Source organism: Aeromonas allosaccharophila, assembly GCF_016026615.1.
Classification (GTDB): domain Bacteria; phylum Pseudomonadota; class Gammaproteobacteria; order Enterobacterales; family Aeromonadaceae; genus Aeromonas; species Aeromonas allosaccharophila.
Map to the genome: position 1 here is coordinate 986,087 of NZ_CP065745.1, position 14,657 is coordinate 1,000,743.

The following is a 14,657-nucleotide window of genomic DNA, read 5'->3' on the forward strand; positions in this document are numbered from 1 at the left end:
GACGGCTTCAGCTGGCTTATTCCTGGCTGCCATTCCCCCAGCAGGCGATGGCGTCACCTACCGAGAACTTGCCCTCCAGCAGGGCGCGGCCAAGGATGATCCCCTTGACGCCGGAGCCTTTGAGCGCATCGATATCCGCGATGCCGCCAATGCCGCCAGAGGCCTGAAAGGCGACGCCCGGATAGCGGGCGCAGAGATCCCGATAGAGCTCGACGTTGGTGCCTGAGAGGGTACCGTCACGGCTGATGTCGGTGCAGAGCACGTGCTTGAGCCCGGCGGGGAGGAAGCGCTCGATCAATGCTTCGATGGTCACGCCGCTGTTCTCCTGCCAGCCTGCCACCGCGATATGGCGATTGCCCTGGGCATCGATATTGACGTCCAGCGCCAGCACGATCTGCTCGGGGCCATATTTCTCCATCCAGCTCGCCACCAGATCCGGGGATTTGACGGCGGTGGAGCCGATCACCACTCGGCTGGCACCGGCGGCCAGCAGATCTGCCACATCCTGTTCGGTGCGCACGCCGCCGCCGACCTGCACCGGTGCTTCGGTGGCCGACAGCAGTTGGGTCAGCAGGGGCAACTGGCGCGCCTTGGCATCCTTGGCGCCGTCCAGATCCACCAGATGGAGCTGCACCGCACCCTGGGAGACATATTCATCGAAGCGGGCCTGCGGGCTGCTGCTGTATTCGGTCTTCTGGTCGTAGTCACCCTGATAGAGCCTCACGACTTGGCCGTTAATCAGATCAATGGCTGGGATAATCATCCTTGTTACAGCTCCAAAAAGTTTTGCAGTAGGCGGGCACCGGCTGCGCCTGAGCGCTCCGGGTGGAATTGGGCGCCAAAGAAATTGCTGTGCTCTGCAACCCCGCCCACGATGGCGGTGAACGGCTTGCCGTAGTCGCAGGTCGCCAGCGTCGCTTCGGTCACTTCCAGCGCATAGGAGTGAACGAAGTAGAAGTAGCTGCCGCTCGGGATCCCCTTGAGCAGAGGGTGGGTCTCGTCATGCTCAATCTGGTTCCAGCCCATATGGGGCAGGCGCAGGTTACCCACCTCCATCAGCCGGATCTTGCCCGGCACTATGCCAAGGCAGTCGATGAGAGTATCTGGCGAATCCTCGGTGCCCATGCTCTCTTCGGAGGCCTCCGCCAGCATCTGCATGCCGAGGCAAAAGCCCAGCAGCGGCTGCTTGGCGGCGCGAATAAGGGGCACCAGCCCCCGCTCATTGAGGTTCTTCATGGCGGCCACCGCGGTGCCGACACCGGGCAGGATCAACTTGTCCGCCTGCTCGATATCGGCGGCCTGGCTGGAGACCAGCGGTTGCACGCCGAGGCGCTCGAACGCCATTCTGACCGAGGCCAGATTTGCACAGCCTGTATCGATAATGACCAGCTTCTGCTTGCTCACATCCATCACAGCACTCCCTTGCTGGAGGGAAGCTCGCTCCCTTCCACCCGAATGGCCTGACGCAGGGCGCGGCCAAAGCCTTTGAACAGCGCTTCCACCTGATGGTGGGTGTTGCCGCTGCCCACCTTCATCTGCAATGTGATGGCCATGGCGTCTGACAGCGAGCGGAAGAAGTGGGGCACCATCTCGGTGGCCATCTCGCCCACCTTGTCACGGCCAAAGCCGCTCGGGCAGTCAAACACAAAGTAGGGGCGACCGCTGAGATCCAGTGCGGTGCTCACCTCCTGTTCGGTCAGCGGGCGCGCATCGATCACCGCCTGCACCTCGTCCATCGCCAGCACGAAGCCGAAACGGCCGATGCCGCGCTTGTTGCCAAGGGCCTGACGCAGTGCCTGACCCAGCGCCAGCCCCACATCTTCCACCGTGTGGTGATCGTCGATATGCAGATCGCCGCTGACGTTCAGCTTGAGCTGGAAACCGGCGTGGGTCGCAATCTGATCCAGCATGTGATCAAAGAAGCCGATACCGGTGGCGATCTGGTTGCCGCCGCTCTTGTCCAAATCTAGGGCCACCTGAATACGGGTCTCCTTGGTGTACCGTTCCACCGAGGCTACGCGTCCCTTGGACAACAGCTGATCACGGATGGCGAGCCAGTCGTGATCCTGCGGGTGGTAGCGAATACCGCCAATGCCCATGTTTTCGGCAAGTTGCAGATCGGTCTGGCGATCGCCAATCACGAAGGAGTTGGCAAAGTCGATGCGGCCGGAGGCGAGGTACTCCTTTACCAGCCCGAGGTGGGGCTTGCGGCAGCTGCAACCGTCGGTGGGGAAGTGCGGGCAGATCAGCACCTGCTCCCACTTCACCCCTTGCGATTCAAACAGGTGCATCATCAGGTCATGGGGTGGCTGGAAGTTTTCCAGCGGCAGGCTGGCAGTACCCAGCCCATCCTGATTGGTCACCATCACCAGCACGTAACCGGCGGCCAGCAACTCGCGCAGCACCGGAATCACCATGGGCTCGAAACGCAGCTTGGCGAGGCTATCCACCTGCTTGTCGGTCACCGGCTCTTCAATCAGGGTGCCGTCGCGGTCGATAAACAAAAACGGGGTCTTCATCGCTACATCCTTGTCTTACAAAGTGGGAGAGGGCAGGTCACGCAATACCGCCAGCACGGCATTCATCTCACCCTGATAGCCGATGGTGACGCGAATGCTGTTGTCAAGGCTCGGCTTGCTGGAGAAATCCCGCAGTATGATGCCGGCGGCCTTCATGGCGGCAAAGACGGCGGCGCCATCCACAAAGCGCACCAGCACGAAGTTGCCCTTGTCCTCGAATACCTCTTTTACGCAGGAAAGTTCGCCGAGCGCGGCCTTGAAGGCGGCTTTTTGCTTGTTGAGCTCCACCACTCGCTCCTGCATCAGCTCCAGTCCCATGGGGGAGAGGGCCTGCGCCGCGATCTGGGCGATGGGCTCGGGGATGGGATAGGGGGCGATCACCTTGGCCAGCATGGCGATCACCTCTGGGCTTGCCAGCGTAAAGCCGCAGCGGATCCCCGCCAGGGCAAAGGCCTTGGAGAGGGTGCGGGTCACCACCAGATTGGGGAAGCGGGCCAGCAGGTCCACCACGGAGGCCTCGGGGCAGAACTCGATATAGGCTTCGTCCACCACCACGATGGCGCGATCCCGGGCTTTTTCCAGCAAAGCGATAAGGCCGTCGCGACCCACCAGATCCCCGGTGGGGTTGTTGGGGGAGCAGAGAAACACCAGCTTCACATCGCCGAGGCGATCGGCGATAGAGGGCCAGTCGGGCTGGCGGCTGGCGGTCAGAGGCTGCTCGACGATGCCAACGCCACAGGTCTCGGCGCTGATGGCGTACATGCCGTAGGTAGGCGGGCAGATGAGGATCTGATCTTCACCGGCTTCGCAGAAGGTGCGAATAAGCAGCTCGATGGCCTCGTCGGCGCCGCGGCTCACCAGCACCTGATCCGGGTTGACTCCGGCGTAGGCGGCATAGCCGCTCACCACCTCGGCCGGTTGGCACTCGGGGTAGCGGTTGAGGCGGCTCCCCTCGATGGTGAAGGGATAGGCCTGCGGCGCCTCATTGGCGTTGAGCCAGACGTGGCCCTTGCCGCCGATGCGGCGGGCGGATTGATAAGGGGTGAGGGCCCGCACCACGCGGCGTGCCAGATTGGCAATGCTCATGACAAATCCTTTTGCTGTGCTGTTGGTTGGGGCGCGGCGGCCAGGGCGTTCAACCTGAGGGTGACGGCGTTCTTGTGGCCATCGAGCCCTTCGGACTGGGCGATGCGCTCGACGATAGGGCCAAGGCCGCGAATACCTTCGGCGCTCAGCTCCTGCACCGTGTAGCGGCGCTGATAATCGGCAAGGCCCAGGCTGGAGCAGGTACGGGCATAGCCATAAGTTGGCAGCGTGTGGTTGGTGCCGCTGGCGTAATCGCCGACCGACTCGGGGGTCCATGCTCCCAGGAAGATGGAACCGGCGTTCTCGAGTTTATCCAGTAGGTCGCGTGGGGCGCGGGTCTGTACAATCAGGTGCTCCGGCGCGTAGGCGTTGGAGATGGCGCACGCCTCGGCCAGATCGTCACAGAGGATCACCAGACTGCTGCCGAGCGCCTGGGCGGCGATATCGCGGCGGCTCAGCTTGGCCAGCTGGCTTTTTATTTCCCCTGCGATGGCATCGGCCAGCAGCGGCGAGGTGGTGACCAGCACCACCTGGCTGTCGGGGCCGTGCTCGGCCTGAGAGAGCAGATCCGCCGCCACGAAGGCCGGGTTGGCGCTCTCGTCAGCAATCACCAGCACCTCGGAGGGGCCGGCGGGCATGTCGATGGCGGCGCCGCGCCAGTCGCGAGAAACTTGCCCCTTGGCCTCGGTCACATAGGCGTTGCCTGGGCCGAAGATCTTGTCCACCTTGGGAATGCTCTCGGTGCCGTAAGCCATGGCGGCGATGGCCTGCGCGCCGCCGATGGCAAACACCTTCTCGACGCCGCAGGCGCGGGCAGCAAACAGAATTTCGTCGCTGGCGGGGGACGGGGTGCAGAGCACTACTTCACGGCAACCGGCGATGGCGGCCGGAATGGCCAGCATCATCACGGTGGAGGGCAGCGGCGCGCTACCCCCCGGCACATAGAGGCCAACCCGGCTGATGGGCTGGGTGCGTAGCTCGCACACCACCCCGGGTTGGGTCTCGACTCGCACCACCGGTTGCACTTGCGCGGCGTGGAAGGTGCGAATGTTGGCAATCGCCGCTTCGATGGCGCTTTGGATATCGCCATCCAGTCGCGCGCAGGCAGCTTCAATTTCGGCCTCGCTGACGCGCAACTGCTCACGGGGGACGCGCTCGAAGCGCAGGCTCAGCTCGCGCAGCGCCTCATCGCCACGGCTACGCACTGCGGCGATGATCTCTTTGACCACGGCACCGATATCGGCCTCGCCATTGAGGGCGGGCCGGGTCAGCACGTCGGCCTGCTGGGCGGGGGAGAGGGTCTTCCAGATCAGGGTCTGCATGATGTCCCTTCCTTATTCCATCATTTTTTCGATGGGCAGCACCAGAATGGAGCTGGCGCCGAGGGCCTTGAGCTGCTCCATGGTCTCCCAGAACAGGGTCTCGCTGGAGACGACGTGCAGGGCCACCTGATTGGTGTCACCGGCCAGCTGCATGATGGTGGGGCGCTCGGCACCCGGCAGCAGATCGGTGATGGCATCAAGCTTGTCCTTGGGGGCGTGCAGCATGATGTACTTGCTCTCGCGCGCCTGCTGCATCCCCTGAATGCGGGGCAGCAGTTTGTCGATCAGCTTCTGCTTGGCATCGGACAAGGGGTTGGGGGCCTGTACCAGCACCGCCTTGGAGCGGTAGATCACCTCCACCTCTTTCAGGCCGTTAGCTTCCAGGGTCGCGCCGGTGGAGACCAGATCGCAGATGGCATCGGCCAGGCCCGCACGGGGCGCCACTTCCACCGAGCCGCCCAGCATCACGCTCTTGAAGCCAAGACCCTTTTCGTCAAAGAAGCGCTTGAGCAGCCCGGGGTAGGAGGTAGCGATGCGCTTGCCCGCCAGACTTTGTGGCCCTGTGTAGGTCACATCTTCCGGCACCGCCAGCGAGAGGCGGCAGCCGCCAAAATCGAGTTGCTTGAGGGTTTTGACCTCGAAGGGGAGGTCCTGTGAGGCGCGAATAAGCTGCACCTCTTCCAGCACGTTCTCGCCGATGATGCCAAGGTCGACTACCCCTTCCATCACCAGCCCCGGGATATCGTCATCACGCACCCGCAAGATATCGATGGGCATGTTCTCGACATGGGCGATAAGGCGCTGCTCGCGCAGGTTGATCTTGAGGCCACAGCTCTTGAACAGGGCCTGGGAGTCCTGGCTCAGACGACCGGACTTTTGCATGGCGATACGCAGACGTTGTGTTTCCATTTGCTCGATTTCCTTCTAGTCAAAAACGAAAAAACCCTCGGAAGTGTGTGCTTCCGAGGGTTTATGAATCTTGCGGTCCTTTTGGAAGTCACCAGTTAAGTGTCTTCCAGCAGTCAACCTCCTGAAAGACTAGTCGGGATGATGATGGTGGTGATGAGTCTTCAGGGTGGTGAACTTCATGTAATCAATCCTTTACAAAATAAGATGTCGTAATTGACGCCTGATTTAAACTACCTGCCTTGACAGAAAATGCAACCGGAAACTGTGATTTGATCGATTAAAGTGGAGAAAACGGTTTTCTGGTCGATAACTAGACAATAACCCCTGCAGGAGTCGCCATCATGCCCAGCCAGGACCTGTTGTTCCCCATTTTGCCCCGGGCACCCGCCGCGCCCGGCAGCGAAGAGATCAAGCGGGAAGTGAACCAGATCAGCAAGAAACATCAGCTGCGCAAGACCAGCACTGACAACAGTGACTCCCAGCAGCGCCAGCAGGCCTATAACACGCCCGCCAAACGTGATCAGCCCAAGGCGGAAGAGGGTGATCACAAGCCGGATCCCGAGCACCAGATCGATCTGTTCGTCTAAGCAGATTATCTGTCCCGCTTTTGCCGCGCTTTTGGCATAATGGCCACTTTTGCTGCGGGACGCCCTTTTGACCATCCAGACCCTGTTCAAGCCCGATGGCCCTCTGGCCAGCCATATTGACGGTTTCAAAGCCCGCGCTCCTCAACTGGAGATGGCCGAAGCGGTCGCACGCGCCATCAAAAGTGGTGGTCGTCTGCTGGTGGAGGCGGGGACCGGTACGGGCAAGACCTACGCCTATCTGGTGCCAGCGTTGGAGTCCGGCAAGCGGGTGGTGATCAGCACCGGCTCCAAGAACCTGCAGGAGCAGCTCTTCTATCGGGATCTCCCGACCATCACAGGTGCGCTCTCCTATACCCCGCCGGTGGCCCTGCTCAAAGGGCGCAGCAACTATCTCTGCATCGAGCGGATGAACCGGCTCTTGAGCGAATCCCATCTGCAAAAGCCTGAAGTCCTGAACGATCTGGTGAAGGTCAAATCCTGGTCCACTGCCACCGATAACGGTGATGTGGGGGATATTCCTGGATTGCAGGAGAACGCCGAAATCCTCGCTCATGTCACCAGTACCAACGACAACTGCCTTGGCCGCGATTGCCCCTATTACGACGATTGCCATCTGGTGGTGGCCCGCCGCCGCGCCATGGATGCCCAGGTGGTGGTGATCAATCATCACCTCTTCTTCGCCGATATGGCGGTGAAAGATACCGGATTTGGCGAGTTGGTGCCGGAGGCGCAGGTGTATGTGTTTGATGAGGCGCACCAGCTGCCGGAGATCGCTACCAACTACTTCGGCAAGTCAGTGGGCAGCCGTACCATCCAGGATCTGGCGCAGGATATCCAGCTAGCCTATCGGGCCGAGGCGCACGACATGGCCCAGCTCGGCAAGGCGGCAGATCGGCTCTCCATCGCCAGTCAGGATCTGCGCCTCGCCTTCGGGGTGGATGGTGGTCGCGGCAATACCCGCGACATGCTGCGCCAATCGCTTTGGGGGCAGGCCTTGGCTCGTCTTAACGACGCCATCGGGCTCTGCTACGAGGTGCTCAAACTCGCACTCGGGCGTGGTGAGCAGCTGGATCACGCCTTCGAGCGGATCTGCGAGCTGCGCACCCGACTTGGGGAGGTGCTGGCGGTCAATCAGACCGGATTCTCCTACTGGTATGACTGCTCGCGACTGCATTTTTCCCTCAACCTGACGCCTCTGTCGGTGGCCGAGCGATTCAGTGCCGAGGTGCAAAAACCGGAGGTGGCCTGGGTCTTTACCTCCGCTACCCTGACGGTGGATATGCGTTTTGATCACTTCAAGGCTGAGTTGGGGCTGGCGGGCAGCGCTGAGCTTATCCTCGACAGTCCGTTTGACTATGGCGAGCAGGCGCGGCTCTGTGTGCCCCGCTATCTGCCGGAGCCCAACGCCTTTGGCCGTGGCGAGCAGCTGGCCAATTTGATGATCCCGCTTATCAACAAGACGCCGGGTGGCTGTTTCTTCCTCTGCACCAGCCATCAGGTTATGCGTCAGGTGGCCGAGGTGTTGCGCCGGGAGATTGGCCGCACCGTGCTGCTGCAGGGGGAGGACAACAAGCAGCGGCTGCTCAAGGAGTTTGTCGAGAATGGCCGCGCCGTGCTGGTGGCGACCAGCAGCTTCTGGGAGGGGATCGACGTGCGAGGGGCGGCATTGTCGTGTGTTATCATCGACAAACTGCCGTTTGCCAGCCCCGATGATCCGCTGCTCAAGGCGCGGGTCGATGATTGCAAGCTCAAGGGGGGCGATCCTTTCGCCGAGCTGCAGTTGCCCAAGGCGGTGATTGCCCTCAAACAGGGGGTGGGGCGACTTATTCGTGATCGCAGTGATCACGGGGTGCTGGTGATCTGTGATCCACGGATGGTCAACAAACCTTATGGCGCCACCTTTATCAAGAGTCTGCCCGCCATCCCTCGCACCCGGGAGTTGGGGACGCTGGGGAGCTTTTTCGATCGCGGTGAACGCGGTGAATAAGTGTGCCGCCAGATAACAGATTTGAACAACGGGTGAGCATATCTCGCTTGCCGGTTATGTAATTGACTGATTTTATAGAGATTGGAAAGCATGAACGAGTTGAAGATCCTGGCCGTAGATACCGCCACCGAAGCCTGCTCTGCCGCCTTGCTGGTGGGTGACAAGCTGTTCTCCCGTTGGGAGGAGGCGCCACGGGATCACACCCGAAAAATCCTGCCGATGGTTCAGGCTGTGTTAGACGATGCCGGGATAAGTTTGAGTGACCTCGACGCCATCGCGTTTGGCCGCGGCCCGGGTTCCTTTACCGGCGTGCGGATCGGCATTGGCGTTGCGCAAGGTCTGGCATTTGGTGCGGGTGTGCCGCTGATCGGCATCTCGACCCTGGCTGCCATGGCACAAGGGGCCTATCGACTCGATGGCGCCGAGCAGGTGCTGACCGCCATCGATGCGCGGATGAACGAGGTCTATTTCGGCCGCTATGAGCTGCTCGATGGCCGCATGCAGCTGGTGGGTGACGAGGTGGTGAGCGATCCTGCGGCACTGGTTGACGCCCGTGGCAAGCTGGCGGGTCGAGTGACCTGCGTCGGTACCGGTTTTGAAACCTATGGCGAAATTTTAAGTGGTCTTGCCGATGAGCTGGCGGTGAGTCAGGTACGCTTCCCGGCGGCAGAAGATATGCTGCCGCTGGCCCGCGCCGCCTGGCTGGCAGGGGAGGCGGTGCCGGTGGAGCAGGCGACGCCGGTCTATTTGCGTGACAAGGTGACCTGGAAAAAACTGCCGGGTCGCGAATAAGGGCAAGAGGCATGTCGCTCTTGCCGCTCATCAGCTGCAACACAAGCGGGTGGCCCCGACGGGCCATGCTGGCAACAGGAGAGTGACATGATGCGTAAGTCCAGAAGCGACATGATGAAACGCGGGATAGTGGTCGGGGCGCTGGCCCTGCTGCTCGGGGCCTGCAGCTCTGTCCCCAAGGAGCTGGTCTATGAGCCTGAAAATCAGCTGGTGGCCTATCAGCCAGCCCTTGGCGGGATGGAGGGCAAACCGGCCCGCTGGAGCGGCGTGATCTCGGCGGTGCACAACAAGGCGGATCAGAGCGTTATTGAAGTGGTCTATCTGCCGCTCAAGTCCAACGGCGTGCCGGAGCAGACCGAGCAGAGCCCGGGTCGCTTTCTCGCCATCATGAAGGGCTTTGTCGATCCGACCCTCTACGCCAAGGGGCGCAGCCTGACGGTGCTCGGCACCATAGGCCAACCGGTTGATAGCCAGATTGGCGAGCACAAGTACCGCTTCTCGGTGCTCAATGTGACGGGCAGCAAGTTGTGGCCGCCAGTCAAGGAAGTAGAGGTGCGCTATATGGACCCCTACTTCTATGACCCTTTCTATGATCCCTTCTGGCCGAGACGGCCGCTGCGTCGTTAAGGCTGGCCATGATCAACTCCATGAAGAGCACTCTGCACGAACGTCTGCTCACCCTGGCGGATGGTCGGCAGGTGGCCCTGCTGGAGAACCAATCCGCTGAACATGATCAGCAGGACAAACCCCTGCTGATCGCCCTGCATGGCTGGCTTGACAACAGCGCCAGCTTCTTGCCGCTGGCACCGCATTTGGGGGATTTTCACCTCATCTGTGTCGATCTGCCGGGGCATGGTCACTCCGATCACAAAACCACTCCTTATGTCTTTGTCGATTGGCTGGATGATCTCTACCAGATCGTGCAGGTGGCTGGGTGGTCGCGCTTCACTCTGCTCGGTCACTCCCTCGGGGCGTTGATCGCCTCGGCCTATGCCGGGGTGTTTCCCGAACAGGTGGAGCGGTTGATCATGCTGGAGGGGCTGGGGCCGCTCAGCCAACCCGATGAGGAGGTGCCCGCCCAGCTGCGACGTGCGATTTTAAACCGCAGTCGCACCCGGGAGCGCAGTGCCAACGGCTTTGCCTCCATTGATGAGGCTGTGGTCGCCCGTTGCAAGGTGGCGGATATCACGCCGCAGGCGGCGCGTCTTATCTGTGAACGGCAGCTTGAAGAGCGGGCAGGGCGCTGGCACTGGCGCAGCGATCCCCGCTTGCGAGATCTGTCGCCCCTGAGAATGAGCGAAGGGCAAGCCCGGGCATTGATGGCGGCTATCCGCTGTCCGGTGCTGTTTATTCAGGGGGCGCAGGGCTTTGCTGCGCTGGAAACCCAATGGCAGTCGCGTCAGGATGCCTTCCAGCAGATCGAACGGGTCATATTGGGTGGAAACCACCATTTTCACATGGAAAATTCGGTTGATACGGCCGTTTGTATCGTAAAGTTTTGTCAAGTTCGGTAGAATCGCCAGCTTTCAATAATTCCATGTTTGTTTTCTCCCTCACATTTTTCTGTTGTTAATTTGCTGTTAATTGATGTTGCGCTGTGTAAATATGGCGGCATTAGAGCATCAGCTTAAAACGATCGATTAAAATGGATGTGAACAGGGACGGAGGCAACACAGTGAGCGCACAGGTGTTAGTTATGCAGGAGAAGTTCGTGGAAAAAGTCTGGCTGAAGCGTTATCCGGAAGGGGTTCCCGCCGAGATCAATCCAGACCAGTACGGCTCCCTGGTTGAGATGTTCGAATCCTCGGTGACACAGTTTGCCGACCAGCCCGCCTTCGTCAACATGGGACAAACCATCACCTATCGCCGACTGGAAGAGCAGTCCCGCGCCTTCGCTGCCTATCTGCAAAACGAGCTGAAGCTGGAGAAGGGCGATCGGGTCGCGGTGATGATGCCGAACCTGCTGCAATATCCCATCGCCGTGTTCGGCATCCTGCGCGCTGGCATGATCGTGGTCAACGTCAACCCGCTCTATACCCCGCGCGAGCTGGAGCATCAGCTCAAAGACTCCGGTGCCAAGGCCATCGTTATCGTCTCCAACTTTGCCCATACCCTGGAAAAAGTGGTCTACGACACCCCGATCAAGCACGTTATTCTGACCCGGATGGGCGACAACCTGGGGCTGGCCAAGGGCACTCTGGTCAACTTCGTGGTGAAATACGTCAAAAAGCTGGTGCCGAAATACAATCTGCCCGATGCCACCACCATGCGTCAGGCCCTCTCCAAGGGTCGTTTCCTGCAGTACATCAAGCCGGAGATCACCAACGACGATCTCGCCTTCCTGCAGTACACCGGTGGCACTACCGGCCTCTCCAAAGGGGCCATGCTGACCCATCGCAACATGATTGCCAACGTCGAGCAGTGCCTCGGCGTCTATGGCCCCATGCTGGAGCGCGGCAAGGAGTTCGTGGTCACCGCATTGCCCCTCTATCACGTCTTTGCGCTTACCGTAAACTGCCTGCTCTTTATGCGCATCGGCGGTTATAACCTGCTGATCAGCAACCCGCGCGATATCCCGGGTTTTGTCAAAGAGATCAAGAAGTACCCCTTCACCTGTATTACCGGGGTCAACACCCTGTTCAATGCGCTGGTCAACAACGAAGAGTTTCAGGGGATCGCCTTTGACAAGCTCAAGCTGACCATCGGCGGCGGCATGGCGGTGCAGCGCGCGGTCGCGGAGAAGTGGAAGACACTGACCGATACCCCGCTGCTGGAAGGCTATGGCCTGACCGAGTGTTCGCCACTGGTGAGCGTCTGCCCCTACGATCTGACCGACTACAACGGCTCCATCGGTCTGCCGGTCTGCTCTACCGAGATCCGTCTGGTGGATGACAATGGCCAGGTGATTCACGACCTCGGCACCCCCGGCGAGATGCAGGTTCGCGGCCCGCAGGTGATGGTGGGTTACTGGCAGCGCCCCGAGGCGACCGCCGAAGTGATGCAGGATGGCTGGCTCTGTACCGGTGATATCGCCGTGTGCGATGAGCAGGGCTTCTTCAAGATTGTTGACCGCAAGAAGGACATGATCCTGGTCTCCGGTTTCAACGTCTATCCGAACGAGATCGAAGATGTCGTTGCCCTGCACCCGAAAGTGCTGGAAGTGGCTGCCGTCGGCGTGCCGCACAAGGTCTCCGGCGAGCTGGTGAAGATCTTTGTGGTCAAGAAAGATGCAAAATTGCAGGAGGACGAGATTATTGCCCACTGCCGCAAACATCTGACTGCCTATAAGGTGCCGAAACTGGTAGAATTTCGTGACGAACTTCCCAAGACCAATGTGGGCAAGATCCTGCGCCGCGTACTGCGCGACGAGGAGATTGCCAAGCAATAACCGGACTGCGGCTGCAGAACCCTCTGCACACCAATACCGTCGTTATGCAAAACCGTGGGTCATCCCACGGTTTTTTCTTTTTGGCCCTGATCAACCGCGCAGGCACAGATGCAATATCAACTTATCACTCAGCAAGCCGACTTTGAGCACTATCTCGCTTCTCTGGCCGACGTTCCCCTGGCTATCGATACTGAATTCGTTCGCACCCGTACCTACTACCCCCAGCTTGGCTTGTTCCAGATCTATGACGGCGAGCATCTGGCGTTGCTGGATCCGCTGACGCTGGATCTCTCCGCCCTCTGGCAGCGACTGAGCCGGGAAGGGCAGATCGCCATCCTGCACGCCTCTGGCGAAGATCTGGAGCTTATCCAGCATCAGGCAGGCCACCTGCCTAACCAGATGCACGACACCCAGCTGGCTACCGCGTTCCTCGGGTACGGCGTCTCGGTCGGCTTTGGTGCGCTGGTTAACGAATTTCTCGGGGTCGAGCTGGAAAAAGATCAGGCGCGCACCGACTGGCTGGCCCGCCCCTTGACCTCCCGCCAGCTCGAATACGCGGCGGCGGATGTGTTCTACCTGATGCCGCTCTACGAGAAGGTGATGGCCAAACTGCGGGAAAGCGGCAAGTTTGCCTGGTTCGAGCAGGAGTGTCAGAACCACTCCGCCCGCAAGACTCAGGGTAGCGATCCCCGTCAGGCTTATCTTGAAATCGTCAACGCCTGGCAACTGGGGCGCCGCGAGCTCGCCATCCTGCGCGAGCTGGCCGCCTGGCGTCAGCAAGAGGCGGTACGCCGCGATCTGGCCCTCAACTTCGTGGTCAAGGAGCTGCATCTGTTCAAGGTGGCGGAGCGTCGTCCGACCTCCATGCGTGACCTCAACGAACTGGGGCTGGCCCCTATCGAGATCAAGATCCATGGCAAGCGGATGCTCGATATCGTCGCCCGCGCCCAGCAGAGCGATCCTGACAGTTGGCCCGAGCCCATTCGCCGGCTGGTGGACTTCCCCCAGTACAAGGCCGAGCTCAAGCGCATCAAGGCCATGGTGGAAGAGAAGGCCAAGGCCAGCAATATTCCGCCCGAGCTGATTGCCAGCAAGAAGATCATTCACCAGTACTTCACCTGGAGCTGGCGGATGAATGACGAAGAGCGGGCCCGCAGCGACAAGCCGATGCTGCTGCAAGGGTGGCGTCATGAGCTGGTCGGTCACCTGCTGGCACAATAAGCCATCAGAGTGTTGCACCTATAAATCAATCCTCACCCTCGGGTGGGGATTTTTATTGGGCGAAAGGAAGAAACAGGCATGCCGATCTGGGGAAAGCAGAGTGTTCGAGGTTGGCCGGATGGCCCGGAATTGAGAATACAAAAGAGAGAAGAGAGAAAAGGCAGCGGCTAACACCGCTGCCTTTTTTGATCACCAGATAGGCTGGGTCAGGTAGGGATTGCTCACCTTCTCGCGACCGAAGGTGGAGCTGGGGCCGTGGCCCGGGATAAAGACGATCTCGTCGCCGAGCGGCAGCAGGGTCTCGGTGATCGACTTGATCAGCGTCCCGTGATCGCCACGGGGGAAGTCGGTGCGGCCGATGCTGCCGGCAAACAGCACGTCACCGACCCAGGCAAGTTTTTCGGCCTGGCTCAGCAGTACGATATGGCCCGGGGTATGGCCGGGGCAGAAGTAGACCTCCAGCTCGCACTGGCCAAGCTGCACCTTGTCGCCCTGCTCAAGCCAGCGATCCGGCGTGAAGGCGGGGGTATGGGCGAAGCCGAACATCTGGCTCTGCTGGGGCAGCATGTCGAGCCAGAAGGCGTCTTCCTTGTGGGGGCCGGTAATGGCGACGCCAGTTTTTTCCCGCAGTTCTGCCGCGGCTCCGACGTGATCCAGATGACCGTGGGTCAGCAGGATGTGGGTCAGGGTCAGGCCGCGCTTGGCGATGGCCGCCAGCAGCTTGTCCGCTTCACCGCCAGGATCGATCAGCGCCGCCTGATGGGTCTCGTCACACCAGATGAGGGAGCAGTTCTGGGCGAACTGGGTGACCGGGATCACCTCGAATTTCAACATGTGGGGTCCTCT

At 60.4% G+C, this 14,657-nt stretch carries 14 protein-coding genes and 1 other annotated feature; of the genes, 7 read left to right on the forward strand and 7 right to left on the reverse strand.

What is annotated here, in order from left to right; all coding sequences use genetic code 11:
* Positions 1-16: 16 nt before the first annotated feature.
* The 6 genes from hisA to hisG are packed head-to-tail and all read right to left on the reverse strand — an operon-like array spanning position 17 to position 5,836.
* On the reverse strand, positions 17-763 hold the full coding sequence (gene hisA, locus I6G90_RS04335) for a 1-(5-phosphoribosyl)-5-[(5-phosphoribosylamino)methylideneamino]imidazole-4-carboxamide isomerase (RefSeq protein WP_197929889.1): 747 nt from the start codon (positions 761-763) through the stop codon (positions 17-19).
* 5 nt (positions 764-768) lie between these two features.
* Positions 769-1,410: an imidazole glycerol phosphate synthase subunit HisH gene (gene hisH / locus I6G90_RS04340; RefSeq protein WP_197929890.1), complete on the reverse strand. Its 642-nt coding sequence runs from the start codon at positions 1,408-1,410 to the stop codon at positions 769-771.
* Positions 1,410-2,519: a bifunctional histidinol-phosphatase/imidazoleglycerol-phosphate dehydratase HisB gene (gene hisB / locus I6G90_RS04345; protein WP_197929891.1), complete on the reverse strand. Its 1,110-nt coding sequence runs from the start codon at positions 2,517-2,519 to the stop codon at positions 1,410-1,412. The genes hisH and hisB overlap by 1 nt, the downstream gene beginning before the upstream one ends.
* A 15-nt stretch (positions 2,520-2,534) precedes the next feature.
* A complete protein-coding gene (hisC, locus tag I6G90_RS04350) occupies positions 2,535-3,605 on the reverse strand; it encodes a histidinol-phosphate transaminase (RefSeq protein WP_197929892.1) in 1,071 nt (356 codons plus the stop codon).
* Positions 3,602-4,927, reverse strand: a complete 1,326-nt coding sequence (hisD, locus tag I6G90_RS04355; RefSeq protein WP_197929893.1) for a histidinol dehydrogenase — start codon at positions 4,925-4,927, stop codon at positions 3,602-3,604. Before hisD ends, hisC begins: the two co-directional genes overlap by 4 nt.
* Before the next feature lie 12 nt (positions 4,928-4,939).
* Entirely contained in the window at positions 4,940-5,836 is an 897-nt protein-coding gene (gene hisG, locus I6G90_RS04360; RefSeq protein WP_197929894.1) for an ATP phosphoribosyltransferase, read from the reverse strand.
* 25 nt (positions 5,837-5,861) lie between these two features.
* Positions 5,862-5,990 (reverse strand) — a sequence feature (His leader region).
* A 187-nt stretch (positions 5,991-6,177) separates the two neighbouring features.
* On the opposite strand from hisG, the gene I6G90_RS04365 reads away from it, so the two are divergent.
* The 7 genes from I6G90_RS04365 (at position 6,178) to rnd (ending at position 13,811) form a co-directional block, all read left to right on the forward strand.
* Entirely contained in the window at positions 6,178-6,423 is a 246-nt protein-coding gene (locus I6G90_RS04365) for a hypothetical protein (RefSeq protein WP_047440092.1), read from the forward strand.
* A gap of 67 nt (positions 6,424-6,490) precedes the next feature.
* Positions 6,491-8,410, forward strand: coding sequence for an ATP-dependent DNA helicase (locus tag I6G90_RS04370; RefSeq protein WP_197929895.1), 1,920 nt, complete (start codon positions 6,491-6,493; stop codon positions 8,408-8,410).
* Between the two features lie 90 nt (positions 8,411-8,500).
* Entirely contained in the window at positions 8,501-9,202 is a 702-nt protein-coding gene (gene tsaB, locus I6G90_RS04375; RefSeq protein WP_197929896.1) for a tRNA (adenosine(37)-N6)-threonylcarbamoyltransferase complex dimerization subunit type 1 TsaB, read from the forward strand.
* Between the two features lie 111 nt (positions 9,203-9,313).
* Positions 9,314-9,829 carry a Slp family lipoprotein gene (locus tag I6G90_RS04380; RefSeq protein WP_139409132.1) on the forward strand — a complete coding sequence of 172 codons (516 nt, stop codon included), beginning with the start codon at positions 9,314-9,316 and terminating at the stop codon, positions 9,827-9,829.
* Positions 9,830-9,849: 20 nt separating this feature from the next.
* Positions 9,850-10,716, forward strand: coding sequence for an alpha/beta fold hydrolase (locus I6G90_RS04385; RefSeq protein WP_197929898.1), 867 nt, complete (start codon positions 9,850-9,852; stop codon positions 10,714-10,716).
* Positions 10,717-10,913: 197 nt separating this feature from the next.
* Entirely contained in the window at positions 10,914-12,590 is a 1,677-nt protein-coding gene (gene fadD, locus I6G90_RS04390; protein WP_111808315.1) for a long-chain-fatty-acid--CoA ligase FadD, read from the forward strand.
* A gap of 108 nt (positions 12,591-12,698) precedes the next feature.
* Positions 12,699-13,811, forward strand: a complete 1,113-nt coding sequence (rnd, locus tag I6G90_RS04395) for a ribonuclease D (RefSeq protein ID WP_197929900.1) — start codon at positions 12,699-12,701, stop codon at positions 13,809-13,811.
* Between the two features lie 189 nt (positions 13,812-14,000).
* Here rnd and I6G90_RS04400 read toward each other — a convergent pair whose 3' ends face one another.
* The gene (locus I6G90_RS04400) at positions 14,001-14,645 is read right to left on the reverse strand and encodes an MBL fold metallo-hydrolase (RefSeq protein WP_111806974.1); all 645 of its coding nucleotides are present in this window, start codon (positions 14,643-14,645) and stop codon (positions 14,001-14,003) included.
* Positions 14,646-14,657: the final 12 nt, after the last annotated feature.

Coding starts and splice junctions, on each gene's coding strand:
- hisA (WP_197929889.1), bottom strand. CDS start 763: ATGATTATCCCAGCCATTGATCTGATTAACGGCCAAGTCGTGAGGCTC.
- hisH (WP_197929890.1), bottom strand. CDS start 1,410: ATGGATGTGAGCAAGCAGAAGCTGGTCATTATCGATACAGGCTGTGCA.
- hisB (WP_197929891.1), bottom strand. CDS start 2,519: ATGAAGACCCCGTTTTTGTTTATCGACCGCGACGGCACCCTGATTGAA.
- hisC (WP_197929892.1), bottom strand. CDS start 3,605: ATGAGCATTGCCAATCTGGCACGCCGCGTGGTGCGGGCCCTCACCCCT.
- hisD (WP_197929893.1), bottom strand. CDS start 4,927: ATGCAGACCCTGATCTGGAAGACCCTCTCCCCCGCCCAGCAGGCCGAC.
- hisG (WP_197929894.1), bottom strand. CDS start 5,836: ATGGAAACACAACGTCTGCGTATCGCCATGCAAAAGTCCGGTCGTCTG.
- I6G90_RS04365 (WP_047440092.1), top strand. CDS start 6,178: ATGCCCAGCCAGGACCTGTTGTTCCCCATTTTGCCCCGGGCACCCGCC.
- tsaB (WP_197929896.1), top strand. CDS start 8,501: ATGAACGAGTTGAAGATCCTGGCCGTAGATACCGCCACCGAAGCCTGC.
- I6G90_RS04380 (WP_139409132.1), top strand. CDS start 9,314: ATGATGAAACGCGGGATAGTGGTCGGGGCGCTGGCCCTGCTGCTCGGG.
- I6G90_RS04385 (WP_197929898.1), top strand. CDS start 9,850: ATGAAGAGCACTCTGCACGAACGTCTGCTCACCCTGGCGGATGGTCGG.
- rnd (WP_197929900.1), top strand. CDS start 12,699: ATGCAATATCAACTTATCACTCAGCAAGCCGACTTTGAGCACTATCTC.
- I6G90_RS04400 (WP_111806974.1), bottom strand. CDS start 14,645: ATGTTGAAATTCGAGGTGATCCCGGTCACCCAGTTCGCCCAGAACTGC.